General features: G+C 59.3%; 24 protein-coding genes. 19 read left to right on the top strand and 5 right to left on the bottom strand.

Translation table 11 applies throughout. From position 1 onward, the window contains the following. Positions 1-149 precede the first annotated feature (149 nt). The gene (locus QEV83_RS06085; protein WP_280130333.1) at positions 150-1,349 is read left to right on the top strand and encodes a heparan-alpha-glucosaminide N-acetyltransferase domain-containing protein; all 1,200 of its coding nucleotides are present in this window, start codon (positions 150-152) and stop codon (positions 1,347-1,349) included. A gap of 45 nt (positions 1,350-1,394) precedes the next feature. On the opposite strand, the gene QEV83_RS06080 is transcribed toward QEV83_RS06085, so the two are convergent. The 5 genes from QEV83_RS06080 to QEV83_RS06060 all read right to left on the bottom strand — a co-directional run bounded on the left by QEV83_RS06080 (position 1,395) and on the right by QEV83_RS06060 (position 8,913). Next, the gene (locus tag QEV83_RS06080; protein ID WP_280130332.1) at positions 1,395-3,173 is read right to left on the bottom strand and encodes a sulfatase-like hydrolase/transferase; all 1,779 of its coding nucleotides are present in this window, start codon (positions 3,171-3,173) and stop codon (positions 1,395-1,397) included. Between the two features lie 108 nt (positions 3,174-3,281). Next, positions 3,282-4,244 carry an amidohydrolase family protein gene (locus QEV83_RS06075; RefSeq protein ID WP_280130331.1) on the bottom strand — a complete coding sequence of 321 codons (963 nt, stop codon included), beginning with the start codon at positions 4,242-4,244 and terminating at the stop codon, positions 3,282-3,284. A 182-nt stretch (positions 4,245-4,426) separates the two neighbouring features. Continuing rightward, positions 4,427-5,752, bottom strand: coding sequence for an outer membrane beta-barrel protein (locus QEV83_RS06070; RefSeq protein WP_280129336.1), 1,326 nt, complete (start codon positions 5,750-5,752; stop codon positions 4,427-4,429). Positions 5,753-5,964: 212 nt separating this feature from the next. Then, entirely contained in the window at positions 5,965-7,551 is a 1,587-nt protein-coding gene (gene serA / locus QEV83_RS06065; protein ID WP_280130330.1) for a phosphoglycerate dehydrogenase, read from the bottom strand. A gap of 180 nt (positions 7,552-7,731) precedes the next feature. After that, complete coding sequence (locus tag QEV83_RS06060) at positions 7,732-8,913, bottom strand: phosphoserine transaminase (RefSeq protein WP_280130981.1); 1,182 nt, start codon at positions 8,911-8,913, stop codon at positions 7,732-7,734. Between the two features lie 216 nt (positions 8,914-9,129). Between QEV83_RS06060 and plsY the strand changes: the two genes are divergently transcribed. From plsY to QEV83_RS05970, 18 genes are all read left to right on the top strand, one after another. Continuing rightward, positions 9,130-9,714, top strand: coding sequence for a glycerol-3-phosphate 1-O-acyltransferase PlsY (plsY, locus tag QEV83_RS06055; RefSeq protein ID WP_280130329.1), 585 nt, complete (start codon positions 9,130-9,132; stop codon positions 9,712-9,714). Next, entirely contained in the window at positions 9,714-11,021 is a 1,308-nt protein-coding gene (dprA, locus tag QEV83_RS06050; RefSeq protein WP_280130328.1) for a DNA-processing protein DprA, read from the top strand. Before plsY ends, dprA begins: the two co-directional genes overlap by 1 nt. A gap of 129 nt (positions 11,022-11,150) precedes the next feature. Beyond that, entirely contained in the window at positions 11,151-11,510 is a 360-nt protein-coding gene (locus QEV83_RS06045) for an NADH-quinone oxidoreductase subunit A (protein WP_280130327.1), read from the top strand. After that, a complete protein-coding gene (locus tag QEV83_RS06040; protein WP_280130326.1) occupies positions 11,501-12,037 on the top strand; it encodes an NADH-quinone oxidoreductase subunit B family protein in 537 nt (178 codons plus the stop codon). The genes QEV83_RS06045 and QEV83_RS06040 overlap by 10 nt, the downstream gene beginning before the upstream one ends. Before the next feature lie 99 nt (positions 12,038-12,136). Beyond that, complete coding sequence (locus QEV83_RS06035) at positions 12,137-12,751, top strand: NADH-quinone oxidoreductase subunit C (RefSeq protein WP_280130325.1); 615 nt, start codon at positions 12,137-12,139, stop codon at positions 12,749-12,751. A gap of 24 nt (positions 12,752-12,775) precedes the next feature. Beyond that, entirely contained in the window at positions 12,776-13,966 is a 1,191-nt protein-coding gene (locus tag QEV83_RS06030) for an NADH-quinone oxidoreductase subunit D (RefSeq protein WP_280130324.1), read from the top strand. Positions 13,967-14,062: 96 nt separating this feature from the next. Then, positions 14,063-14,713 (top strand): NADH-quinone oxidoreductase subunit NuoE, encoded by a 651-nt coding sequence (gene nuoE / locus QEV83_RS06025; RefSeq protein ID WP_280130323.1) that lies wholly within the window; start codon positions 14,063-14,065, stop codon positions 14,711-14,713. 12 nt (positions 14,714-14,725) lie between these two features. Then, on the top strand, positions 14,726-16,036 hold the full coding sequence (gene nuoF / locus QEV83_RS06020; protein ID WP_280130322.1) for an NADH-quinone oxidoreductase subunit NuoF: 1,311 nt from the start codon (positions 14,726-14,728) through the stop codon (positions 16,034-16,036). Between the two features lie 6 nt (positions 16,037-16,042). Continuing rightward, a complete protein-coding gene (locus QEV83_RS06015) occupies positions 16,043-16,246 on the top strand; it encodes a hypothetical protein (RefSeq protein WP_280130321.1) in 204 nt (67 codons plus the stop codon). Between the two features lie 9 nt (positions 16,247-16,255). Further along, positions 16,256-18,319, top strand: a complete 2,064-nt coding sequence (nuoG, locus tag QEV83_RS06010) for an NADH-quinone oxidoreductase subunit NuoG (RefSeq protein WP_280130320.1) — start codon at positions 16,256-16,258, stop codon at positions 18,317-18,319. A gap of 4 nt (positions 18,320-18,323) precedes the next feature. Next, positions 18,324-19,352 carry an NADH-quinone oxidoreductase subunit NuoH gene (nuoH, locus tag QEV83_RS06005; protein WP_280130319.1) on the top strand — a complete coding sequence of 343 codons (1,029 nt, stop codon included), beginning with the start codon at positions 18,324-18,326 and terminating at the stop codon, positions 19,350-19,352. A gap of 37 nt (positions 19,353-19,389) precedes the next feature. Then, the gene (nuoI, locus tag QEV83_RS06000; RefSeq protein ID WP_280130318.1) at positions 19,390-19,878 is read left to right on the top strand and encodes an NADH-quinone oxidoreductase subunit NuoI; all 489 of its coding nucleotides are present in this window, start codon (positions 19,390-19,392) and stop codon (positions 19,876-19,878) included. 95 nt (positions 19,879-19,973) lie between these two features. Continuing rightward, positions 19,974-20,582 carry an NADH-quinone oxidoreductase subunit J gene (locus QEV83_RS05995; RefSeq protein WP_280130317.1) on the top strand — a complete coding sequence of 203 codons (609 nt, stop codon included), beginning with the start codon at positions 19,974-19,976 and terminating at the stop codon, positions 20,580-20,582. A gap of 52 nt (positions 20,583-20,634) precedes the next feature. Further along, a complete protein-coding gene (nuoK, locus tag QEV83_RS05990) occupies positions 20,635-20,943 on the top strand; it encodes an NADH-quinone oxidoreductase subunit NuoK (protein WP_280130980.1) in 309 nt (102 codons plus the stop codon). A gap of 8 nt (positions 20,944-20,951) precedes the next feature. Further along, entirely contained in the window at positions 20,952-22,976 is a 2,025-nt protein-coding gene (gene nuoL / locus QEV83_RS05985) for an NADH-quinone oxidoreductase subunit L (protein WP_280130316.1), read from the top strand. Then, positions 22,976-24,487, top strand: coding sequence for an NADH-quinone oxidoreductase subunit M (locus tag QEV83_RS05980; protein WP_280130315.1), 1,512 nt, complete (start codon positions 22,976-22,978; stop codon positions 24,485-24,487). The genes nuoL and QEV83_RS05980 overlap by 1 nt, the downstream gene beginning before the upstream one ends. Positions 24,488-24,499: 12 nt before the next feature. Then, on the top strand, positions 24,500-25,933 hold the full coding sequence (gene nuoN, locus QEV83_RS05975) for an NADH-quinone oxidoreductase subunit NuoN (protein ID WP_280130314.1): 1,434 nt from the start codon (positions 24,500-24,502) through the stop codon (positions 25,931-25,933). Positions 25,934-26,042: 109 nt separating this feature from the next. Then, the gene (locus QEV83_RS05970) at positions 26,043-26,750 is read left to right on the top strand and encodes a biotin--[acetyl-CoA-carboxylase] ligase (protein WP_280130313.1); all 708 of its coding nucleotides are present in this window, start codon (positions 26,043-26,045) and stop codon (positions 26,748-26,750) included. The last annotated feature ends 234 nt before the right edge of the window (positions 26,751-26,984 follow it).

Here is a 26,984-nt window from a genome sequence, read left to right as displayed (position 1 = left end):
AAAAAATCGTGAGATGCCGCTGGCATTCTATGATTTTTCCTTCCATCGACGGGCAAACAAGCCGGGTGGGGCGGCTTTACGGGCCGTCAAGAGGTATGAAATAGTGGCGCAATGGTGCTGCCAGCCGGGGAGGGATTTCGTTAGCGTAAATGATTGATCACGCAGATATGCGTCCCATCATAACAGTTTCCCCCGCACCGGCGGATACCCGGCTGCCGGGGATCGACCGGATGCGGGGGCTTGTCATCCTCCTGATGGCGCTCGACCATGTGCGCGATTTCTTTAATGCCGATGCGCTGCGCTTCGAGCCAACGGAACTCGCCCACACTTATCCAGCGCTGTTCCTGACCCGCTTTGTCACGCACTACTGCGCACCTGCCTTTGTCTTCCTCGCGGGCGTATCGGCATTCCTGCATGGAACGAAACTTGATGACAGATGGGCGCTCTCGCGCTTCTTGTTGACTCGCGGAGCGGGGCTAATCCTTCTCGATGTCTTTCTGGTGAGCCCGATATGGGGGCTTGAACTCGGCAGCTTTGACCTTGCTACGTTGTGGGCCATTGGCTTCAGCATGATCGCGCTCGCTGGACTGGTTTGGCTGCCAACGCGTGCCGTGCTGCTGCTTGGAGGACTGATCCTGGCTAGCCATAATTTGTTCGATCATGTGCATCCGCCGGAGTTCGGGGAATGGGCGCCCCTGTGGAATTTCCTCCATGAACCGGGTGCATTGCCTTGGGGTCTGCACGGAAGCATTAGTTACCCCGTGCTCCCATGGATTGGCATCATAACCCTAGGCTACGGGATGGGGTATCTCTTCCAGGAACCTGCGGAGCAACGCGGTCGTTGGTTCAGGCTTCTAGGGCTGACTTCGATTGCGCTATTCCTGCTGCTGCGTGGAACGAATTTTTATGGCGATCCACGCCCTTGGAGCGTGCAAGGCGGCGCCATCATGACTGGGCTTTCGATGCTCAACGTAACCAAGTATCCGCCGTCGTTGCTTTATGCGCTTGTCACGCTAGGGCCGATATTTCTCTTGCTCCCGGCCATGGAGAAGCTTGGAGGCGACGCCGGTGAAGTGCTCGCGACATTCGGACGGGTGCCTCTTTTCATTTACGTGCTGCACCTCTATGCCGCGCATGCTGTGGCCGTCGCTCTCTGGCTTGCCGAAGGCTTTGACTTTAGCCAATTGCGCGGATTCGGCGCGCGGGAGGCCCCGCCTGAGGGGCTTGGCCTTAGCCTAGCTGGCACCTATGCGGCCTGGATTCTCATCATGGCAGCTCTTTACCCGGCTTGCAGGTGGTTCGCTGGCGTGAAGCAGCGGCGTCGGGATTGGTGGCTGAGTTATTTGTAAAGCGGCAGGGTGAGTCCATGGATCTTTGGGCTTTGCCTCTACCGCCTAGCGTTTCGACCTAGGCGGAAAGAACCATTTGCCATCGCGGATCGGCAGGAAGCTGCCATCGTCGTCGCCCACTTCCTCGGCAATGCGCGCGTTGAGCTTTTCGTTCATCGCCATAATAAGATCATGGTTGGCGGCACCCGTTGCGAGGTTGTTGATCTCCTCTGGATCTTCCCGTAGATCGTAAATTTCCAGATCATTATGAGCGATCAAGTCCTCATACGTCGCCGGCGTGTTGAAATCGAGTGGTGCAAAATACCGGCTGAAGCGGTAGCGTCCATCGAATGCGCTGCGAATGGCGCAGCGATCGTGGAAGTCGGGCTCGACCTTGATCAGTCTTTTGATCTTGTCGGCCACCGGTGCCGCCGACTCCTTCAAATATTCGTACATTTTTTGCGCCCATTTGGCATCTTGAAACGACAGCATGTTGTAATTGTAGAGCGAAGCGGGCCGCAGTGAATCGAACGCCGCCTTTTCGGGCGCCGTCATCAGGGCCGAAAAATCGCGCCCTTTAAGACCAGCCCAGGCTTTTCGCACATCTTCGGGAGCGGCGCCGGTGAGCGCCAGCAGAGTTGGTACGAGGTCGATCTGCGAGGTGACCGCCTGGCAGCTCTTGCCGCCTGGATAGGCCGGATGCGCGATCATGAGAGGCAAGTGATTCTGCTGCCTATAGGCACAGTTCCCCTTGCCGCGCATCTGATGATTGCCACCAAGCTCGCCGTGGTCGGCGGTGAATATGATGATGGTGTTTTTGTCCATGCCGTTGGACTTCAGCGAATCAAGGACGCTCACGACCTGCGCGTCGCAGTCGCGGATACAATTGTAGTAATAGTTGCGCAGGAGACGCCAGCGGCGATCCTCGTTTGGCCATGCGCCAACAAGGACGTCCTGCACCTCCTGATAAATTTTCTGGCCACGCGGGCGCCCCGGCGCGTCGAACGGCTGACCTCGGGTCGCCGGCAGCGCGACGTTCCAATCGGCCCGGTAGATGTCGTCGTCGGGCGGCCGGGCGATTGGAAAGGCGGCCGCTTTTCCTTGGACCGTTTCGCCGGGCAAGTCGGAATCGACGAACATCACATCATGCGGGTTGACAAAGTTGACAGCCAGAAACCACGGCTTGCCCGCAGCCCTCAATTCCTCGCCCTTAGTGCGCAGCCAGCGCGTGACGAACGCCGTCGTTGTGCCGTCGAAATTGTAACCGCCAAGTGTCCTGTCATTGATGTCGCCGACGCCGAAGAAATCCTCGAAACCATAGGACTCGATGATCTTGCGATAGGTGAGAAATGGCGCGTCGATGGCCTCCTTGACCTGATCGAGGTTGATGCTGAGATGCCATTTGCCCTGATAGGCGGCGTGATAACCGAGCGCCGCCATGCGGTGGCCGATCGTTTTCACCTGCGGCGACATATCGGCCTGCCAAAGCGAATTGGCATTGTCGAAGATGCCGGTGTGCTGGATGTGCTGACCGGTATAGATGGTCGAGCGCGCCGGCGAGCAGACGCAGGATGCCGCTTGATGATTGGTGAAAGTGATACCGGCCTTCTTGATCCACTCCCGGCCGGGGACCGGAACCGGCCAAGCGTCGAAGAAGTGCTCCTGATCGACCAGGATGAAAAGAATATTGTAACCGCCGGGCGGCGCGTCAGGGGCGGTGGCGGGCGCTGCCTGTGCCGTTGCGGCAATTTCTGGCAGGAGATTGGCGGCACCGAGCAAAGCAGCCCCGCGCGTCACCACCGCGCGGCGGGAAGGATTGCGGGCATCCCGCGGCGAGTTTGTCATCGTCCCTCCCTTTTGTGCCATGCGGCTTGAGTTGGAATCATAACACGTCTCTCCGGCTCGAAGGGCGGCCGGCCCCGGGGTGCGTTCGACTGCGGTGGAAGATTCCTGTTACGCCGCCAGCCGCATGAGGCGCATGGCATTGAGACGGCTTACTTTGGCGCGGACCGTGTCCCGGATGGCGGCGCTTTCGATGAAGCGCCGCGCCACCGCGGAATTCTCGTAAGGGTAGTCGATGGAGAACATCACGTGAGCGTCCCCGAGCGCCGTGAGCGCCGCCATCAGCGGGACATTGGAGCATTGGCCGGACGTCGTCACATAGAGATTGCGCTTCAAATAGGCCGAAGGCGGCTCCTTGAGCGGCCGCCCGCCATAAATAAACGCGGCCCGGCTGTCGAGCCGCCACAGCATGAAGGGGAGCGTCTCTCCCATATGTCCGAGAATGATCTTGAGCCGCGGGTAGCGGTCGAAAACCCCGGCGAAGATCAGACGCAGGAAATGCGTCGACGTCTCCGTCGTCCATTCCCGTGTGGGCTTTAACAGCTCGTCGCATCCTTTCAGGACGTAGGGCAGCTCATAGCTGTCTCCCGGATGGAGATAAAGCGGCACGTCGAGTGCCTGCATCCGCTCCCAAAATGGTGCGTAGCGCGGATCGTCTAGGTAGATGCCGTTGGTGTGGCCGTTCACCATTGCGCCAACGAAGCCAAGATCGTGGACAGACCGCTCCAGTTCTTCGGCGGCGGCGGCGGCGGCCGCGTCCTGCATGGCGAGGTGGGCGAAGCCGGCATAGCTCTCCGGCCGGCGCTGCACTTCCGTGGCGAGGAGATCATTGGCTTCCCTGGCCAGCTTGATCGCGACTGCTGGATCGGGTTCGGCTTGAACGCCGGGGCCGGAAATCGACAGGACTGCCAAGGCGACGCCGCCTGCGTCCATCGCGGCGAGCCTTACGTCGCCGAAATCCGCCAATGCCGCCATGAGCTGTTTGTGGGCTCCCGGCGAAACCTTTGGCATCGCTCGTTCGAGGTAACCGGAAAGACACGGCACGATGCAGTGTTCTTCGAGAGCGATGTTCATTCAGAAAATTTGTGATAAAAGTTGGCTGCCGTCAACCTTCTAAGTTTAACTGTTGTCAATATGTAAAGGCAGAGCCCGCCTTTCGCGGTGATCTTGATTGCGGCCTCATTCAAAAGCAAGCCGCCTGACCGTGGGGCCAGGCGGCGATGTGTTTTGAGTGTCCGGCGTTGAGGCCGGCCGGCTTAGAACTTGACGACGACGTCGCCGCCGAAGGTGACTTGCGAGCTTTTGGTGCCGGCGCCGAACCCGGGGGTTCCCGGGATGCCGATGATGCCGCTGCCGCCGCCGAAAGGCGTCGTGCCGTTCAGCGAGGAATCATAACGAACCTCCGGCCGGAACAGCAGGCCCTTCAGCACCGGCGTTCCGTCGGGGATCGGCACCGTGATGTTGAGGCCGGCCGTCAGCTCCAGATAGGTCGTCGGCGCGGGGGCGAAGACCGCCGTGTTCGGAAACCCATATTCGACATTGACGAAGTCGAAATTGCCGGGGAACGCCGCGACGAAGAAGTTGTTGTTGTCGCGCCAAATCTCGGCCCGCCCGACAAACGACAGCCAGTCGTTGGCCTTCAAGATGCCATATTGGGCGACACCGTAACCGGTCGCGTTGAACCCGTCATCGCGAATGAAATTGCCATCGGTGATGAAGGTGAGATAGTCGGTCGGCTTCCAGGTCACCGTGATGTCGTTGAGATAGCGCAGGGCGTTGTTCGGGTTGCAGGCGCACGCCAAGGCAACCCCCGGGGTGTCGGGATTTTCCGCCCCGATGTGGGTGGTCGCCAGGATCGTGAGAGCGCCGTCGAGAAGGTTCAACCCGATGCCGCCATGGAATGCCGCGGCGCCATTGTTGTCGCCTTGCCGGTTGCCGAAGGTGGTGTTGACGCCGGTGTCGACGCCCAAATAAATATCGACCATCGGATCGACATGCGAAATCGTCATGACGCCGGTGTGGACGAGCGGAATGCCGAAGTTGAAGATGTAGGAATGCGAGTAGAGGTAATTGGTGGTCGGGTCGATCGTCTCGGCGCCTTCCAAGGTGACATATTGGCCGGCCTTGACGTCGATGCCGCCGGCGAACAGCCAGGGAAGATGCACGATGCCCCAAGCCTCGACGGGGGTAATCTGACTCCAATCATTGATGATGTAATCGAGCTCGCCAAGGTAATGGGTGTAGCGCGCGTCGGTCCCGTACATGGCTTGCACTTTGAAGCCGAAATCATAATCCGTGGCTTTCGGATCGAGCGGCCGCTGGATGGTCAAAAGCACTTGGTTCAAGAGCGGCTGGTTGGCCTTGTCGGTGAACAAATGCCCGAAATTTAGCCCATCGCCCGGGCTGTCAGGGTTGAACGTAATTCCGGCCTCGACCGAGCCGGAGACCGTCAACGTATCCCACCAATTGGCCGGCGGTGGCGGCGGCGGAACATCGGCGGCGCGCGCAACCGAACCGGCAAAGCCGAGAAAAGTGCTGGCGCAGAGAGCCGGCACCAGAATTGATTTGAGCGAACGGGGCATTGCATATCTCCCAGCGAAGCCATTGGTTGACTTGCAAGGTGCGCCGCAAAATTAATTTTGCAACATCAGTCTCAATGTCCAAGCCCATTCTGCCAGACCCCGATGCGCTTTTGCCACAGTTTGCGCACCGCAGGGGCAGGGAGCCTCGTAGAGGGCAGATTTGCGCCGTTGCTTTCGGGGTTGGCCATATGGCGGTCCGCCGCGATCGCGAATCAAAACGCCAGGGCCTTGACCTCCTTGACGCCGGGCAGCGTCTTTATCGCGCCAAGCACCTTTTCGGCGACGGCGCCATCCACCTCGACAAGAGCAACCGCGGAGCCGCCCTCGCGGTCGCGGCCAAGCGCGAAGGTCGCGATATTGATCGAGGCATTGCCGAGCAGGCTGGCGAAACGGCCGATGAAGCCAGGCTTGTCTTCATTGCTGACATAAATCATGACGGGGGCGACGACCGCATCGACCTCGATCCCATTGATAGAAATGACGCGCGGCTTGCCGTCGTGGAAGACGGTCCCGGAAATCGAGCGTTCGTGCTGTTCCGTCACGACGGATAGGGTAATAACCGACTCATAATCCGTCTCGGCGGCGCGGGTCACTTCGTCGATCGCGATCCCGCGTTCCTTTGCGATGCCCGGCGCCGAAACGATATTCACGTCGGCAAGCAAGGGCCGCAGAAGCCCGGCGATCACCGAAGCAGTGAGCGCTTTCGTTTTCAGCCCCGCCACATCGCCCTCGTAGGTGATCACCGCGCGCTTGATGCCGCTATCGACGAGTTGCCCGGCGAACGAACCGATACGGTCGGCAAGCGCGATGAAGGGCTTGAGTTTGGGCGCTTCCTCGGCGGTAATCGAAGGAAAATTGACCGCGTTCGAGATCGCGCCGCGGATCAAATAATCCGACATTTGCTCGGCGACTTGCAGCGCGACATTCTCCTGCGCCTCGCTGGTCGAGGCGCCAAGATGTGGCGTGCACACGACATTCGGATGCCCGAACAGCGGGTTGGCGGTTGCGGGTTCCGTCACGAACACGTCGAGCGCCGCGCCCGCGACATGACCGCTATCGAGAAATTCGCGCAGAGCCTTTTCGTCGATGAGCCCGCCGCGCGCGCAATTGACGATTCGTACGCCGGCTTTGGTCTTGGCAAGATTTTCCGCCGATAAAATATTCTTTGTCTGTGGCGTCAGCGGGGTGTGCAAGGAGATGAAATCGGCGCGGCCGAGCACTGTTTCAAGATCGGCTTTCTCGACCCCAAGATCGAGGGCGCGTTCGGGTGAAAGGAAAGGATCATAGGCGAGGACGCGCATATGCAAGCCGATTGCGCGTTCGGCGACGATCGATCCGATATTGCCACAGCCGATGAGGCCCAGGATCTTGCCGGTGATCTCGACCCCCATGAAGCGGTTCTTTTCCCATTTGCCGGCCTGGGTCGAGAGATCGGCCTGGGGAATCTGCCGCGCAAGCGCGAATATCATCGCGATCGCATGTTCGGCGGTGGTGATAGAATTGCCAAACGGCGTATTCATCACGATGATTCCCTTCGCCGTGGCGGCGGGAATATCGACATTGTCGACGCCGATCCCGGCGCGCCCAACCACTTTCAACTTGGCTGCCCGTTCGAGAAGTTTGGCGGTGACTTTCGTTGCCGAGCGAATGGCAAGGCCATCGAACCCGCCGATGATGCTGGCGAGCGTCTCTTTGTCCTTGCCGAGACCCGGCTGAAAATCGGTCTCGATGCCGCGCTCCTTGAAGATGGCAATGGCGGCGGGAGATAAGGCGTCGGAAATCAATACACGTGGAGCCACGGACTCTCTCCCCTTTACGGACGATGTATTGACGCGATGAGATGCTTTACCGGCGCGAAATGCCGTTACGGCCCGGAGAAAACATGGTCACCGGGCCTAACTTGCGTTGGCGTTCTTGAACCTGATCCTTTTCAACGCCAGGGCGATCCTATCGCCGCCCTGTTGCGGGACCGCCGGAAATCAAGCGGCCTTGGCGAGGGCCGCCTTGGTTTGGGCAAAGGCATAATCGAGCCAAGGGGTCAGCGCTTCAATATCGCTCGTCTCGACCGTCGCTCCGCACCAGATGCGAAGGCCGGGCGGCGCGTCCCGGTAGGCGCCAATGTCATAGGCGGCGTTTTCTTTTTCGAGCAAATTCTCGATGGATTTGGCAAAGGCAGACTCGGCCGCGAGCGGCAGAGCGGCGACGGCAGGGTCGACAATTTTGAGACAGACGCTGGTATTCGACCGGACCTTGGGATCGCTGGCAAGGAAGTCCACCCAAGGAGTCCGCTCGATCCATTTGCTGAGTGCCCCCGAATTGGCATCGGCGCGCGCGATAAGAGCCTTGAGGCCGCCAAGCGATTTTCCCCAGTTCAGAGCGTCGATATAATCTTCCACGCACATCAGGGAAGGCGTATTGATGGTTTCACCCTCAAAAATCGCTTCATTCAATTTGCCGTCTTGCGTCAGGCGGAAAAGCTTTGGCACCGGCCAGTCCGGCGTAAAACTCTCCAGCCGTTCCACCGCGCGGGGCGAGAGAATCAACATGCCATGCGCGGCTTCGGCCCCGAGCGCTTTCTGCCAGGAGAACGTCGTGGCATCGAGCTTTGCCCAATCGAGATTTTGGGCGAAAGCGGCGGACGTCGCGTCACAAATCGTCAAGCCTTTGCGGTCGGCGGGGATCCAATCGGCATTGGGAACCCGCACGCCCGATGTCGTTCCGTTCCAGGCGAAGACGACGTCATGGTCGAAATTGGCGCTCGCGAGATCGGCGATCTTCCCATAATCCGCGACAAAGGCGCGGGCATCCGGCAGCTTCAGGTGCTCGACGATGTCGATAACCCAGCCCTCGCTGAAGGACTCCCAAGCGAAGACATCGACGCCGCGCTGGCCGAGCAACGACCATAAAGCCGTCTCGACAGCACCAGTATCCGAGCCAGGGATGATGCCGATCCGGTAATCGCGCGGCACCTGCAAAATGTCGCGGGTCAAATCGATCGCGAGCTTCAGTCTGGCCTTGCTGGCCTTGGCCCGGTGCGAGCGCCCAAAGGGCGCGCCTTGCAGATTTTCAAGTTGCCAGCCCGGATGCTTGGCGCAAGGGCCGCAAGAAAAATTCGGCCGCGCGGGGCGCACGGCGGGATAGGTTGCCACCACGATATACATCCTCCCAGATGTGCGCCTTTCGTTGGGGAAAGGTGTCCCGCTTATGTGGTTACGCTGGGCGAGGGGGTTGGTCAAGCGAGCCGTCCCGCCAGCTGCTGGAATCAACTGAAAAAGTGATACTTCGGCCCATGGGTGTGCCATATTTGGCGCGCCCTTGGTTGCCGCGCGGCCGACAAATAGTTAGGCTGCCGCTTTCTCGCTTCGATGGTAGCCTGCGTGTTTCAAGACCTTTTTGCGTTTCTCATTGGCTATGTCTGCGGCGCGATCCCGTTTGGCCTGATTTTGACTCGCTTGGCAGGCACCACGAATCTGCGCGCCATAGGCTCCGGCAATATTGGTGCGACCAATGTTCTGCGCACCGGCCGCAAGGATTTGGCCGCGCTGACTCTTCTCCTTGATCTTCTCAAGGGAACGGCCGCTGTTTTGATCGTTGCCCATTTCATGCCCGGACCCGCCGAGCTTTTTGCCGCTCTCGGGGCATTTTTGGGTCATTTGTTCCCGGTCTGGATCGGTTTCAAGGGCGGCAAGGGGGTGGCGACCTTTTTGGGCTGCCTTCTCGCCGCTGCCTGGCCGGCGGGGCTCGCCTTTGCCATCGTCTGGCTGGTGGTCGCCTTCCTCACCCGCTACTCGTCGGCCGCCGCTCTCACTGCGAGCGCGTTGACCCCGGCCGTTCTCCTGGTCATGGGCCAAAACGCCGCCGCCCTCATGTTCGGTCTCATGGCGATTTTTCTGTGGGCCAAGCATCGCCCGAATATTTCGCGGCTCCTGGCTGGGACTGAATCCCGAATCGGGAAAACTTAATGGACGGCCCTCCGCTTGACTTAGAAGCGCTTTCGCCCCTCGATGACGGTGAACGGTTCGATTGGCTGCGGCTCCTGCGCTGCGAAAATATTGGCCCCCGGACATTTCGTATTCTGCTTGAGAGGCATGGGAGTGCGGGCGCGGCGCTCAAAGCTCTTCCAGCCCTGATCGCGAGCGGCAAGACCGGCCGGCCGATCCGCATTGCGACGATGGACGAGGTCGAGCGCGAGGTCGAGGCGACACACCAGGCGGGCGCCCGTTTCATTGGGATTGGTGAACCCGATTACCCTGCTCTCCTGCGGCGCACCCCTTCGCCGCCGCCGATAATCGCGGTGCGCGGCAATCTTTTGAGCCTTCGCCGCTCGAAAATCGCGATTGTTGGCGCCCGCAACGCGTCCGCGGCCGGCTTGGCGATCACATCCCAGCTTGCGCGCGGAATTGCCCGCTCTGGGCATGTCATTGTCTCCGGTCTCGCGCGCGGAATCGACGCCAAGGCGCATCAGGCTACGGCTGAGACCGGAACCATCGCAGTCCTGGCGGGCGGTTTGGGAAAAATCTACCCCGCCGAACATGATGCCTTGCTCGAACTCATCCTTGAACACGGCGCGGCGATCAGCGAAATGCCGTTCGCCTGGGAGGCGCGGGGACGCGACTTTCCTCGCCGCAACCGCATTGTTGCGGGCCTTTGCCGGGCAGTTGTCGTCGTCGAGGCGGCACGCCGGTCCGGCTCGCTCATCACCGCGCGATTCGCAGCTGAAGCAGGACGCGAAATCTTTGCCGTGCCGGGCTCGCCGCTCGATCCGCGGGCGGAAGGCGCCAATGATCTGCTGCGCGACGGCGCGACCTTCTGTACCAAGGCCGAAGATGTGACGAACGCCCTGGCGGCGCAGAATTTGTCGCGCGAACAGCCGGATGCGGGCTTTTTCGAATCCGGCCCAAAGGGCGTTCCCTATGAGCCTTTGTGGGACGAACTCGACCTAACCGACACGGCGGACGCGGTTTCCATTCCAGCAGATTCGCCCCGTCAGACCGATGCCACCCAGCCACTCACCACGAACGGAAGCGCTGAGGGGGCGGCGGACAAGCCCGCCGGGCGCCCGGAGGCAATCGAGCAGCGGCTCGCCGCCCTTCTCGGACCGGTTCCGGTGCCGGTGGACGAACTCGCCCGCCTGGCGGAGACTTCCGCCCGAGAGGTGAGGGCGGCGTTGCTTGCCCTGAAGCTTGCGGGTCAGGTCGAATGGCACCTTGGCGATCTCGTATCCTCGCGACCAGGCACCTGGCCCGGCGCCGATTCTCACGAAGACTGAGCTTCGGCGCGGCCCTTTTTCAAACGCCTCTTGCGCCGCCCGTTGCGCTGCGGTACGGATCGCTCGGGCGGCGAAGCAAGCGGCTTCTGGGCGCCCCGATCCTGCGCAAGTCCAAGACCGAGCCAATTCATGCTGTTCGACCAATATTTGCCGCTCGCGATCTTCATGGCGGTGGCCGCCGTCATATCGGGTGCCCTCCTGCTGGCGCCTTTCCTTGCGGCTTTCAAGGCGCCGGATCCGGAAAAACTCTCAGCCTATGAATGCGGATTCAATGCCTTTGACGATGCGCGGATGCAATTCGACGTGCGTTTCTATTTGGTGTCGCTGCTTTTCATTATTTTCGATCTTGAGGTCGCGTTTTTGTTTCCCTGGGCCGTGGCGTTTCGCGAAGCCGGGGCCTTCGGATTTTGGTCGATGATGATCTTTCTTGGCGTTCTTACGATTGGTTTCGTTTATGAATGGAAGAAGGGAGCGCTCGAATGGGATTGATCTCGCCCCGCGCCGCCGCCCCGAGTGCGGCAGCCGACCCATACTTTCTTTCACTCAATGATCAGCTTGCCGATAAGGGTTTTCTCGTAACCACGGCGGATGAGCTCATCAACTGGGCGCGCACGGGTTCCCTTATGTGGATGACCTTCGGACTCGCCTGTTGTGCCGTCGAAATGATGCAGGCCTCGATGCCGCGGTATGACGTCGAGCGATTCGGCTTCGCGCCGCGCGGCTCGCCGCGCCAGTCGGATGTGATGATTGTCGCTGGCACCCTCACCAACAAAATGGCGCCGGCTCTGCGCAAGGTCTACGACCAAATGCCGGAGCCTCGCTATGTCATCTCCATGGGTTCCTGCGCCAATGGCGGCGGCTATTACCACTATTCTTACTCGGTCGTGCGCGGCTGCGACCGCATTGTGCCCGTCGACATCTACGTTCCCGGCTGCCCGCCCTCGGCGGAAGCGCTCCTTTATGGCATTTTGCTCCTCCAAAAAAAGATCCGCCGCACAGGTACAATTGAGCGGTAACCCGCCTCGGCTTTGGGAAATGGATCGAGGCTTGCTGCCGGAGGGCGGCAAGTTGGCTTTTTTCCAAATCTTCTTAAGGACACAACCGGAAAACTTAAGATGGACAGTGGTTTGCAGCAACTCAGCGAGACAATAGCGGCGGCTCTGCCTGGTGCCATTAGCGGACACTCGACCGCTTTCGGCGAATTGACCCTGACGGTCGAGGCCGACCGCCTCATTGAGACCGTCACCTATCTACGGGACGATCCAAACTGTCTCTTCGTGTGTTTTATCGATCTCACCGCCGTCGATTATCCGTCCCGCGAGAAGCGCTTCGACGTTGTTACCCATCTTCTGTCGCCAAGGCACAACCGCCGCATCCGCGTCAAGGTTGAGACGGGCGAGATGACACCGGTTACCTCGCTCACCGGCCTTTATCCCGCCGCCGACTGGTTCGAGCGCGAGACTTACGATCTTTTCGGCGTGGTTTTTGCAGGCCACCCAGATCTGCGGCGGCTGTTGACCGATTATGGCTTTGATGGCCACCCGCTGCGCAAGGATTTCCCGATGACGGGCTATGTCGAGGTGCGCTACGACGATGAGCAGAAGCGTGTCGTCTATGAGCCGGTTCAGCTCACTCAGGAATTCCGCACGTTCGATTTCCTGTCGCCCTGGGAGGGCGCGATCGACTATGTTTTGCCTGGCGATGAGAAAGCTAAGGACAAGCCGCAATGACGAACGCCGCGGATTGAAATCAAGATGAGCGAAAATCCGGTCCGCAATTTTGCGATCAACTTTGGGCCGCAGCATCCGGCCGCGCATGGCGTTTTGCGCCTGGTTCTCGAGCTAGACGGCGAAGTCGTCGAGCGAGTTGACCCGCATATCGGCCTTCTCCATCGCGGCACCGAAAAGCTGATGGAGGCGCGCACCTATTTGCAGAATGTGCCTTATTTCGACCGGCTCGATTATGTCGCGCCGATGAATCAGGAACATGCCTTTTGCCTAGCCATCGAAAAACTGCTCGGCCTTGAGGTTCCGCGCCGCGGCCAGCTGCTGCGGGTTTTGTTTTGCGAGATCGGCCGGATTCTCTCGCATCTCCTCAACCTGACCACGCAGGCCCTGGATGTGGGCGCCTTGACGCCGCCGCTGTGGGGCTTTGAGGAGCGCGAAAAGCTCATGATTTTTTATGAGCGGGCGTCGGGTGCCCGCTTGCATGCCAATTATTTCCGGCCCGGCGGCGTGCATATGGATGTGCCCCAGGAGTTGCTCGATGACATCGGCGCCTGGTGCGATCCTTTCTTAAAATTTTGCGATGATTTGCAGGCGCTTTTCATTGAAAACCGTATCTTCAAACAGCGCAATGTCGATATCGGCATCGTCAGTCTCGCGGATTGCTGGCGCTGGGGTTTTTCCGGGGTGATGGTGCGCGGCTCGGGCGCGGCGTGGGATCTGCGCAAGTCGCAACCCTATGAATGCTACGAGGAGATGGATTTCGACATTCCGGTCGGCCGCCATGGCGACAATTACGACCGGCAAGTCATCCGCATGGAAGAGATGCGCCAGGCGGTCAAGATCATGAAGCAATGCGTCGAAAAGCTTTCGGGGCCTGGCGGCAAGGGGCCTGTCGCCGCGAAGGATGGCAAGGTTGTGCCGCCGTCTCGCGCGGAAATGAAGCGTTCGATGGAGGCATTGATCCATCATTTCAAGCTCTATACCGAAGGCTTCCATGTGCCGGCCGGCGAGGTCTATTGCGCGGTCGAGGCGCCAAAGGGGGAGTTTGGCGTCTACCTCGTCTCGGATGGCACCGATAAGCCGTATCGCTGCAAGATCCGAGCGCCGGGCTTCGCGCATCTGGCCGCGATGGATTTCCTTTGCCGCAAATCGATGCTTGCCGATGTCAGCGCGATTTTGGGTTCGATCGATATCGTTTTCGGTGAGGTTGACCGGTGATGCCGCCAACTGACGCCGCGACAATTGCAACTTTGCGGAACCGGGATATGACGGAAAACGCTGCTCCCTCCGCCATGACATTGAAGAGCTGAACCCATGTCCGTTCGCCGACTTGCCGACCAGCAGCCCAATTCCTTCGCCTTTACTCTCGAAAACGAGGAGAAATCTGCGGAGATCCTTACGAAATATCCAGACGGCCGACAGGCTTCCGCGGTGATCGCGCTTCTGTGGCTGGCGCAAAAGCAAAATGATTATTGGCTGCCGAAGCCAGCGATCGAGGCAGTCGCCAAAAAGCTCGGCATGCCTTACATCCGGGTGCTCGAAATCGCGACTTTCTACACGATGTTCAATCTCTCTCCAGTCGGCAAGTTCCACGTCCAAATGTGCGGCACGACGCCTTGCGTTCTTGCAGGATCCGACGGGATCAAGAACATTCTCCTCCAACGGATTGGCGGACAAGGCGAAGTGACGGCGGATGGCCTGTTTTCGTGGGTCGAAGTCGAGTGCCTGGGCGCCTGCTGCAACGCCCCGATGGTCCAGATCAACGACGATTACTATGAGGATCTCACACCGGAAAATTTTGTGACATTGCTCGACGATCTGGCCGCTGGGCGCCCGGTGATGATTGGCTCGCAGCAAGGCCGCGTGACCTCCGAACCGGCGGGCGGCCTTACGTCATTGACATCCTTCTACGGCACGGACGGCCGCAGCGGTCCTTTAAGTTCGCTCGGTTCAAACCAATCCTAAGGGTCATGCGAGATGCTTGAAGACAAGGACCGCATCTTCACCAATCTCTACGGCTTTGGCGATTGGCGGCTCAAGGGCGCCCTCGCGCGCGGGGCGTGGGACAATACGAAGAAATTGATCGACAAGGGCCAGGAGTGGATCATCAACGAGATGAAGGCCTCGGGTCTGCGCGGGCGCGGCGGCGCCGGGTTCCCGACGGGTCTCAAATGGTCCTTCATGCCGAAACCCGATCCGGCGCGGCCGTCCTACCTCGTCGTCAATGCCGATGAATCGGAGCCCGGCACCTGCAAGGACCGGGAAATCATGCGCAACGATCCGCAGCTTTTGATCGAGGGTTGCTTCATCGCGTGCTTCGCGATGCAGGCGCATGCCTGTTACATTTATATTCGCGGCGAATATATCTTGGAAGGTCAGCGTCTTGAGGCCGCCATCGCCGAAGCCTATGCGGCAAAGCTCATTGGCAAGAACAACCGGCACGGCTGGCCCTTCGATATTTACGTTCATCACGGCGCGGGCGCTTACATTTGCGGCGAGGAAACCGCGCTTCTGGAATCGCTTGAGGGCAAGAAAGGCATGCCCCGGCTGAAGCCGCCGTTCCCCGCCAATATGGGCCTTTACGGATCCCCGACGACCGTCAACAATGTGGAATCGATTGCTGTCGCGCCAGATATTCTCCGCCGCGGTGCCGCGTGGTTCGCGAGCTTCGGCGCAAAAAACAATGCGGGGACCAAGCTTTTTTGTATTTCCGGCCACGTCAACAAGCCGTGCAATGTGGAAGAGGCCATGTCGATTCCCTTCCGCGAATTGATTGACCGGCATTGCGGCGGCGTTCGCGGCGGCACCGACAATTTGCTGGCCGTGATCCCGGGAGGCTCTTCCGTGCCTCTCGTTCCGGCCCATCAAATTATCGACGCGGCGATGGATTTCGACACCTTGCGGGATTTGAAATCAGGACTTGGCACCGCCGCCGTCATCGTGATGGACAAATCAACCGATATTGTGCGGGCGATCGCGCGGATCAGTTATTTTTATAAGCATGAGAGCTGCGGCCAATGCACGCCATGCCGCGAAGGCACCGGCTGGCTCTGGCGCGTGGTCTCCCGCATGGCGGAGGGCCGCGCCCAAAAGCGTGAGATCGATATGCTGCTCGAAGTCACCACCCAAATCGAGGGCCACACGATCTGCGCGCTCGGCGATGCGGCAGCCTGGCCGGTGCAGGGCCTGATCCGGCATTTCCGGCCGGAGATCGAGCGGCGGATCGACCAATATACCGCCAATCCGCATTCGGAGCCGATCAAAGATTTTGGCGTTGCGGCGGAGTAAATGCGGATGGCCGAGGCGCCCGACAATATGGTTCTCGTCTATATTCGTCGCATTGATGAAAAAATTGATCGCGTGATCGAAGATGTCCGCGAGGTTCGCATCACGAACCTCGAAGAAGGGCAAGCTGGCATCCATCGCCGGTTGGATCGAGTTGAGGCGCGGCTGGACCGGATCGAGCGGCGTCTCGATCTCGTCGAACCAGCGCATTGAGGTTATGGCATGAGCAAACTCATCGTGGATGGTGTCGAAGTCGACGTCCCGCCGGAATATACGCTGCTCCAGGCGTGCGAAGAGGCGGGCGCTGAGATTCCGCGTTTTTGCTTTCATGAGCGCCTTTCGATTGCCGGCAATTGCCGAATGTGCCTTGTCGAGGTCAAGGGCGGACCACCGAAACCATCCGCTTCCTGTGCCGTCGCGGTTCGGGATTTGCGTCCCGGCCCGAACGGCGAGCCGCCCGTGGTTCTCACCAAATCCCCCATGGTGAAAAAGGCCCGTGAAGGGGTGATGGAATTTCTGCTCATCAATCATCCGCTCGATTGTCCGATTTGCGATCAGGGCGGCGAATGCGATCTGCAGGATCAGGCGATGGCGTTCGGTGTCGATTCCTCGCGCTTTGCCGAAAACAAGCGCGCCGTCGAGGACAAATATATCGGGCCGCTGGTACGCACCTCGATGAACCGCTGCATCCATTGCACGCGCTGCGTGAGATTTACGGCGGAAGTCGCCGGGACCGGCGACATGGGCGCGACCGGCCGCGGCGAAGACATGGAAATCACCACCTATCTCGAAACCGCGATGCGCTCCGAGCTGCAAGGCAATGTCGCGGATCTTTGCCCGGTCGGCGCGTTGCTGCCCAAACCTTATTCGTTCAAGGCGCGGTCCTGGGAACTTGTCAAAACCGAATCCTTCGACGTCATGGATGCGCTCGGCTCGTCGATCCGCATCGATACGCGCGGGCGGGAAGTGATGCGCATCTTGCCGCGCATCAACGATGCGGTGAACGAGGAGTGGATTTCCGACAAGACGCGCCAAATTGTCGATGGGCTGAAGACCAAGCGTCTCGACCGGCCTTATCTGCGCGAAAACGGCAAATTGCGGGAAGCGTCCTGGCAAGAGGCTTTCGAGGCGATCGCGGCCAAGATCAAACAGGCATCTCCGGCACGGATTGGGGCCATCGCTGGTGACCTATGCGCCGTTGAAGAAATATTCGCCCTGCGGCTCCTGATGCAAAGCCTCGGCGCCGCCTCAATCGATTGCCGGCAAGATGGCGCGAAACTCGATCCCTCGCTTGGCCGGGCTAGCTACATTTTCAATCCCGCGGTCGCTGGCATCGACGAGGCGGATGGCCTGATCATCATCGGCTCGAATCCGCGCAAGGAAGCGCCGGTGTTGAACGCGCGCATCCGCAAGCGCTGGCTGAGGGGCGGGTTTCCTGTGGCCGTCATCGGCGAGAAAGTCGATCTCACCTATGACTATGCGTATCTTGGGGCGGGACCTGAAACGCTGGCTTCGATTGCTGGAAATTTACCGTTCAAAGCCGAAAAGCCGATCGTCCTCATCGGTCAAGGCGCCTTCGCGCGTCAGGATGGGCGGGCGATCCTCGCGCTCGCCGCGCAGGCGGCGCAGGCGCTGGGCGCTTTCAACGGGGGCTGGAATGGCTTTGCTGTCCTGCATACGGCGGCGGCGCGCGTCGGCGGCCTCGATCTCGGCTGCGTGCCGGGGCAGGGTGGGATCGACGCACAGGCCATGACCAGAAGCGGGGCGCTCGACGTCCTCTTCCTTCTCGGTGCCGACGAGATCGCGGTGGAACCGGGGGCCTTCGTGATTTACCAAGGCACGCATGGTGATCGTGGCGCCGCGCGCGCCGATGTCATCCTCCCCGGTGCGGTCTATACGGAAAAAACTGGCACCTATGTCAACACGGAGGGCCGCGTGCAATTGGCGGATCGCGCGAATTTCCCGCCCGGCGCCGCACGCGAGGACTGGGCCATACTCCGGGCGCTTTCCGAGGTGCTCGGACACAAATTGCCGTTCGATTCCCTGCGAGCCTTGCGCGGGCGTCTTTATGCAGCGCATCCGCATTTCGCGGAGCTTGACGAGATTGCCGCGCCCCCGCCTTTCGACACGCAGGCACTGGCGGCGGCGGGAGGCGACTTTGCCAATGTGCCTTTCACTCCGGCCATCGCTGACTTTTACCTCACCAATCCGGTCGCGCGCGCCTCGGCGGTGATGGCGGAATGTTCCGCCGTCGCGCAAGGTTTCGCGCGCGAGGCGGCGGAGTAAGCCGATGACATCCTTCGCCGCAACCTGGCCCTTGCTGCTCACGCTCATCAAAAGCGTCGCGCTGCTCGTGATCCTGCTGATCTTCATCGCTTACGTCCTCTACGCGGACCGCAAGATTTGGGCCGCCGTGCAACTGCGGCGCGGTCCCAATGTGGTCGGTCCCTTCGGCCTTTGGCAGAGCTTCGCCGACATGTTGAAGTTCGTCTTCAAGGAGCCGATCATCCCGGATGGCGCCAACAAGGGCGTCTTCTTGCTCGCGCCCTTCGTCATGGGCATGCTGGCGCTTTCGGCTTGGGCGGTGATTCCGATCAGCGCGGGCTGGGCGGTTGCCGATCTGAACGTCGGTATCCTCTATATTTTCGCGATCTCTTCGCTCAGCGTCTATGGCATCATCATGGGCGGCTGGGCGTCAAACTCGAAATATCCGTTTCTCTCGGCGTTGCGCTCCGCCGCGCAGATGATTTCCTACGAAGTTTCGATCGGTTTCGTCATCATCACCGTGCTGCTTTGCGCCGGTTCCCTCAATCTTGGCGATATCGTCCAGGCGCAGGACACGCGCTTTGGACTGCTTGGCTGGTATTGGCTGCCGCTGTTTCCGATGTTCGTGATCTTTTTCATTTCGGCGCTTGCCGAAACGAACCGGCCTCCGTTCGACCTCGTCGAGGCCGAGTCCGAGCTTGTCGCGGGATTTATGGTGGAATATTCCTCGACCCCCTACATGATCTTCATGCTCGCCGAATATGTGGCGATCGTCACCATGTGCGCACTGACGACGATTCTCTTCCTCGGTGGCTGGCTGCCGCCCTTCCAGGTTTGGCCTTTCCTCCTTATCCCTGGCGCGGTATGGTTTATCTTGAAGGTTTGCCTGGTGTTTTTCATGATCTCCATGGTGAAAGCCTTCGTCCCAAGATATCGCTATGATCAGCTGATGCGGCTTGGCTGGAAAGTGTTTTTGCCGCTCTCGCTTGGCATGGTCGTTCTCGTCGCCGGGGTGCTTCAATTCACCGGCTGGGGCGCGGGCATGGGACAATGAGCGCGATCATGAGATTGGCTTGCAAGGACAATCGAAAATGAAGCTCGATCAGGCCGCCAAAGCGGTTTTCCTATCCGAATTCGTCGGCGCTTTCTTTCTCTCCATGCGCTACTTTTTTAAGCCGAAAGCGACGCTGAATTATCCGCACGAAAAAAATCCACAATCGCCGCGCTATCGGGGCGAACACGCGCAACGACGCTATCCGAACGGCGAGGAGCGCTGTATCGCTTGCAAGCTCTGCGAAGCGATCTGCCCGGCTCAGGCGATCACGATCGAGGCTGGTCCGCGCCGCAACGACGGGACGCGCCGCACCACCCGCTACGACATTGACATGGTCAAATGCATTTACTGCGGCTTCTGCCAGGAAGCTTGCCCGGTCGATGCCATCGTCGAAGGGCCGAATGCGGAATTTGCCGTCGAAACCCGCGAGGAGCTTTACTATGACAAGACTCGTCTCCTCGAAAATGGCGATCGCTGGGAACGCGAGATCGCGCGCAATCTCGCCCTGGATGCACCCTACCGTTAGAGACCATGAGAACATGTCCCCGGAAGGTGCAGACTTTCGGAGCCATACACCCGCCAATGTGTTCAGCCGCCGGAATGAGATAAAAAGGGTCACCGATGAATAGCGCTGCGTTGTTCTTTTATCTCTTCTCGGCGCTGATGATCGGCGCTGCCTTCATGGTGATTTCCTCGCGCAACCCGGTCCACTCGGTGCTCTTTCTGATCCTCGCCTTTTTCAACGCGGCGGGACTGTTCGTGCTGCTCGGGGCGGAGTTTCTGGCGATGATCCTGGTCGTCGTCTATGTCGGCGCGGTGGCGGTCTTGTTCCTCTTCGTCGTCATGATGCTCGATGTTGATTTCACGGAAATGAAGCAGGGATTTCTGCAATATTTGCCGGTTGGCGGAACGCTTGGTCTTGTGGTTCTCGTTGAGATCGTTTTGGTCGTTGGCGCCTGGAAGATTGGTCCCGTGCCGATCGCCAATGTCACGACGCCCATGGCCCCCGGGATGACCAACACCATGGCGTTGGGGCGGGTTCTCTACACCCAATATGTCTATTTGTTTGAGGCAGCCGGCTTCATTCTCCTGACCGCGATGATTGGAGCCATCGTCTTGACGTTGCGCCACAAAGTGGGCGTGAAGCGCCAGAACATCGCGGTGCAGAATGCGCGAACACCAGCCGAGGCGGTTGAGATTCGCAAGGTTGCGTCGAGGCGGGGCGTTTGAACCTCACCGTCCACAGTTCGCGCGCGCCGGCGGCGCTGGAAGGAGCACCATGCTGACGATCTCGCTTTCTCAGTTTTTGATTGTGGCCGCCATGCTCTTCACACTCGGCGTGGCAGGCATTGTCCTGAACCGCAAAAACATCATCATCGTCTTGATGTCGGTCGAGCTAATATTGCTTTCGGTCAATATCAATCTGGTCGCCTTTTCGGCCTTTCTGGGCGATCTTACCGGCCAGGTTTTCGCTCTCTTTATCCTGACCGTTGCGGCTTCCGAGGCTGCCATCGGCCTCGCCATCCTTGTTTGCTACTACCGCAATCGGGGCTCGATCGCGATCCAAGACATCAACTTGATGAAGGGCTGAGACGATCCATGTATGCAGCCATTGTTTTCCTGCCTCTGTTGGGATTTTTGATCGCCGGGCCTTTCGGCCGGCGGATCGGGGACCGCCCATCCGAACTCGTGACGACGAGCCTTTTGTTTGTCTGTGGCTTCTTGTCCTGGATCGTCTTTTTCCAAGTTGCGATCGGTAGCGCGCCGGCAAGCGTTTCGGTTATCGGCAATTGGTTCACCTCTGGCACCTTGAAGGTCGATTGGGCGCTCAAGATCGACACTCTGACGGCCGTGATGCTCGTCGTCGTCACCACGGTGTCCTCACTCGTCCATCTCTATTCGATTGGTTACATGGCCGACGATCCGTCGCGGCCGCGCTTTTTTTCGTATCTCTCGCTGTTCACCTTCGCGATGCTGATGCTGGTGACCGCCGACAATCTGGTCCAATTGTTTTTTGGCTGGGAAGGGGTTGGCCTTGCCTCTTATCTCTTGATCGGCTTCTGGTACGAGAAGCCTTCCGCGAATGCTGCCGCGATCAAGGCATTTGTCGTCAACCGGGTCGGCGACTTCGGCTTCGCGCTTGGCATCTTCCTGGTGTTCGTGCTGACCCAATCGGTCAGCTTCGATCAGATCTTCGCGGCCGCCCCGGGCCTCGCCCATACGACGATCCATGTCTTCGGTGCCGACATGGACGCCATGACCATCACCTGTCTCCTGCTCTTCATGGGAGCGATGGGCAAATCGGCGCAGTTCCTGTTGCACACCTGGCTGCCCGACGCGATGGAAGGCCCGACCCCCGTGTCGGCACTCATTCATGCGGCGACCATGGTAACGGCGGGCGTCTTCATGGTCGCGCGTCTCTCCCCCCTGTTTGAACAGGCGCCGGCCGCGCTCACCTTCGTCACGATCATCGGCGCGACGACGGCCTTCTTCGCGGCAACCATCGGCCTTGTCCAGAATGACATCAAACGCGTCATCGCCTATTCGACCTGCTCGCAGCTCGGTTATATGTTCGTCGGACTCGGTGTCGGCGGCTATTCGCTCGGCATCTTTCATTTGTTCACGCATGCCTTCTTTAAGGCGCTGTTGTTTCTCGGTGCGGGTGCCGTCATCATCGCGATGCATCACGAGCAAGATATGCGCAACATGGGGGGGCTCTGGCGGAAAATTCCGTTTACCTTCGCCATGATGACGATCGGAACTTTGGCGCTCACCGGCTTTCCGTTCACCGCCGGCTATTTTTCCAAGGATGCGATCATCGAGGCGGCCTTCGCTTCAGAGCGCACCGGTGCTTTTTATGGCTATGTGCTGACGACGGTCGCCGCGGGCCTCACCTCCTTTTATTCCTGGCGGCTCGTCTTTTTGACGTTTTTCGGGGCGCCGCGCTGGGCCGCCGCCGGGCATGAGACCGGCCACGATCACGCCGCGCATGATCACGAATCCCATGATCACCAAACGCATGACGATGGAGCCCATGGACATCACGGCCACGCGCTCGATCCGCATGAAGCGCCGCTTCCCATGCTCGTTCCCTTGGGTGTCTTGGCTGTCGGCGCCCTGTTCGCGGGCCTCATTTTTTCGTATGATTTTATCGGCGAGGGTGGTCCTGAGTTCTGGAAATCTGCGCTCTATCTCAGTCCCGGCAATCATATTCTCGAAGCCCGGGAAGAGATCCCGGAACTCGCCAAATTGCTTCCCACGCTATTAATGGTCGTGGGCTTTCTGGTGGCGCTGCTGTTCTACCAACTGGTGCCGTCGCTGCCCCACAAGCTCGCGCAGTCTGTAAGGCCTCTCTATGAGTTCCTTCTCAACAAATGGTATTTCGACGAACTCTATGACGCGATTTTTGTGCGCCCGGCCTTTTGGCTCGGCCGCCTGTTCTGGAAGGGCGGCGATGGAGCGATCATTGACCGGCTTGGCCCCGATGGCGTTGCGGCGCGCGTCGTCGATGTGACCGGGCGGGTCGTCAAGCTTCAGAGCGGCTACATTTACCATTACGCATTCGCCATGCTGGTCGGCCTTGCTGCCGTCATCACATGGTATGTGGCCGCGGGGGTCCGCTGATGTTCGGTTTTGGTCTTTTGTCCTGCATCGTTTTTCTGCCGCTCGTTGGCGCGGGCTTTATCCTCGCCCTTCGCGGCACCGACGAAGCCACTTTGGAAAACGCCCGCCGCGCCGCGCTCGGCACGACGGTGATTGTCTTTCTGCTCTCACTTTACGCCTATATGAAGTTCGACCCGGTCTCCTCTGGGTTTCAATTCGTCGAAGAGAAGGGCTGGTTCGGCCATGGTCTCGTCTACAAGATGGGCGTTGACGGCATATCGTTCCCATTCGTGCTTCTGACCACATTCTTGATGCCGATCTGCATTCTTGCATCGTGGAAGTCGATTCAAACCCGGGTCAAGGAATATCTGATCGCTTTCCTTGTCCTCGAAACCTTGATGACAGGTGTTTTCTGCGCGCTCGATCTCGTGCTGTTTTACCTTTTCTTCGAGGGCGGCCTCATTCCGATGTTTCTGATCATCGGGATTTGGGGCGGTAAGCGGCGGGTTTATGCCAGTTTCAAATTCTTTCTTTATACGCTCGCCGGATCGCTGTTGATGCTACTGGCGATCATGGCGATGTATGGCGTCGCGGGCACGACTGACATCGTCACCTTGCTGCAGACACCCTTCCCCTCATCCATGCAGAAATGGCTGTGGCTCGCGTTCTTCGCCTCGCTCGCCGTCAAGATGCCGATGTGGCCGGTGCATACCTGGCTTCCCGATGCGCATGTCGAGGCGCCGACCGCGGGTTCCGTTATTCTTGCCGGTGTCCTCCTCAAGATGGGCGGCTATGGGTTCATCCGCTTCTCGCTGCCGATGTTCCCGGAGGCTTCCGCCTATTTCGCGCCGCTCGTTTTTGCGCTGTCGATCATCGCGATCATTTATACCTCGCTTGTTGCCCTGGTGCAGGAGGATATGAAGAAGCTCATCGCCTATTCCTCGGTGGCGCATATGGGCTTCGTGACGATGGGCCTCTTCAGCATGACCGCGCAAGGCGTGCAGGGCGCCGTCTTTCAGATGATCTCGCATGGTCTCGTCTCTGGCGCCTTGTTTCTCTGCGTCGGCGTCGTCTACGATCGCATTCACACCCGTGACATCGCCGCCTATGGCGGTCTTGTCGCGCGCATGCCCCAATATGCGGTGGTGTTCATGATCTTCACCCTTGCCAATGTCGGCTTGCCGGGCACCTCGGGCTTCATCGGCGAGTTCCTGACGTTGCTGGGCGCGTTCCGGGTGAACAGCTGGGTCGCGTTTTTCGCTACCACCGGCGTTATTCTGTCCGCCTCCTACGCGCTTTATCTGTATCGCCGTATCATTTTTGGCATTCTCGACAAGCCGAGCCTGGCCTCGATCCTCGATCTCTCATGGCGTGAGGTCGCGCTGTTCGCGCCACTCGTCGCTCTGACTATCCTCTATGGCGTCTATCCGGCGCCGGTTCTCGACGGATCGGCCGCCGCGATCAACGCGCTCATCAAAAATTATGACACGGCCCTTGCCGTGACCAAGACGGCGGCGCTTTCGTTCCACTAAAGGTTTTCACGCATGTCGCATCTATCAACCGACCTCGCGCACAGTCTGCCGGAATTTATTCTGGCGGCGGGTATTCTTTTCCTTGTGCTATTTGGGGCGATCCGGGGAAAGGACTCGGATGGGCCGGTTACCGAGATTGCCGCTGGGCTGCTTGGCATCGCGATCGTGATTATCCTTCTCGGCGGCAAGACCACGGCGGTCGTCTTTAATGGGGCTTTTATCGACGATGGCTTCGGGCGATTCATGAAAGTGCTGACGCTTGTCGGATCGCTCGTCACCTTGGTGATGAGTCAGGATTTTTTGGCGCGTGAAAAACTCGACAAATACGAGTTCCCGATTCTGATCCTTTTGGCGACTCTTGGCATGCTGATGTTGATTTCGGCGGCAGGTCTCATTGCGCTCTATCTCGGCCTCGAATTGATGTCGCTGGCGCTTTATGTCATCGCCGCCTTCCACCGCGACAATATCCGCGCCTCCGAAGCTGGCCTCAAATATTTCGTGCTCGGGGCTTTGTCGTCGGGCATGCTGCTTTATGGCGCTTCGCTTCTCTATGGTTTCGCGGGCACCGTGTCCTTCGCGGGCATCGCTGAAACCATCAATGGCAAGGCGTCTCTTGGCGCCGTCTTTGGCCTCGTGTTCCTGATGGCCGGGCTCGCCTTCAAAATGTCGGCGGTGCCATTTCACATGTGGACGCCAGATGTCTATGAAGGCGCGCCGACGCCGGTGACCGCGTTCTTCGCCTCGGCGGTGAAAATGGCCGCGGTTGCCATCACGCTGCGGGTGGTCATCACTGCCTTTCCGGGCATTTCCTCGCAATGGCGGCAAATCATCATTTTCATATCTCTTCTGTCGATGGTACTCGGCGCCTTCGCCGCGATCGGCCAGTCCAACATCAAGCGCCTCATGGCCTATTCCGCGATTGGCCATATCGGCTTCGCGCTTGTCGGTCTCGCGGCGGGCGGCGAAGCTGGGGTCAGCGGTGTCCTCGCCTATATGGCGATCTATCTCGTCATGACCCTTGGCACTTTCGCCGCGATCCTCTCGATGCGCGTCAACGGGGAAAGCGTCGAAAATATTTCCGATTTGTCCGGGCTTGCCAAAACCGATGGCCTGATGGCCTTCTTTCTCGCAATGATGATGTTTTCCTTGGCCGGGATACCGCCACTCGCCGGTTTCTTCGCCAAATGGTATGTGTTCAATGCAGCGATCCAGGCGGGGCTTTATTGGCTTGCCGTCATCGGCGTTCTTTCGAGCGCTGTCGCTGCCTACTACTATCTGCGGATCGTCAAAATCATGTATTTCGACGAACCAGCTCCCGCCTTCGACACGCCCGATGTCGTGCCGCGCGCGGTGCTCGCCGTGACGGGGATCCTCGTGCTTTTCTTATTTGTCTATCCCGGGGCCTTCATTGACGCCACCAACGCGGCGGCGCAGTCCTTGTTTTGAATTTGTAGTATATGGTGGTTTTGCCCTGTTTCGTCTCGCTGGAGCCGCACAAGAGAACGGTTATCGTCTGGTTCATCATGACCAGCTCCCTTCGACCAACGACGAAGCCTTGGCGCGCGCCAGGTCCGGCGATTCTGGACGGCTCTGGGTTGTCGCCTCCACGCAGACCAAGGGGCGGGGGCGGCATGGCCGGGTTTGGTCGTCGCCGCCGGGCAATCTGCATGCAAGTCTGCTTCTGATCGATCCCGCACCCCGGCACAGGGTTGCAGAACTTGGCTTTGCGGTTGGAATTGCCGCCCTTCACGCGGTGCATGGCATCCTTGCCAAGGATCAGAGCCTTGCGATCAAATGGCCGAACGATCTTCTCCACGCAGGCGCGAAGCTCGCCGGGATTTTATTGGAGAGCGCAACTCTGCCGGATGGCCGATTGGCCTGCGTCGCTGGCATTGGGGTGAATTGCCGCTGGCATCCGGCGGACACACCCTATAAAGCAACGAGCCTTGCTGTGATCGCGGGGTCACCGGTTTCTCCCGAAACCGTCTTCGAGCACCTTTCGGCGGCGATGATGCATTGGCTGAAGATCTGGGCCGGCGGCGATGGTTTCGAGGCGATCCGCGCCGAATGGCTCTCGCAAGCCGCGGGTCTTGGCACTTGGATCAGCGTTGCGCGGTCCACGCAAAGCATTGAGGGCGTTTTTCGGACGATCGACGCGACTGGGCGTCTCATTCTCGAAAACAAGTCCGGTACTGTGGCAATTGAGGCGGGCGACGTGTTTTTTGGTCCATCGGGTAGCCCAACTTCCGTGGCCGGCGTGTAAACGCGCGCCCCGGAAGCGGCCGCCTGAACTGTTTTGGCGTTTTTTCGCCGTGAGCAGGGTCTGCTTGGATCGCGCGGTTGCATGCGACAGTTAAGATTGAGTTCCGTTTGATGATCCGAGAGCGGGGCACCGGAAGGTCCTCGAGATTTGGAACTGGAGCCTTTCCTTCTTAAGGGCATGCTCAGGCATGATCCCAAAAAGGTGCAGACTTTTTGGCTCAGATCATGCGACAAA

The organism is Methylocapsa sp. D3K7 (assembly GCF_029855125.1).
Taxonomy (GTDB): domain Bacteria; phylum Pseudomonadota; class Alphaproteobacteria; order Rhizobiales; family Beijerinckiaceae; genus Methylocapsa.
The sequence above is the reverse complement of the archived record's forward strand: the minus strand, read 5'-3'. Positions and strand labels throughout refer to the sequence as shown.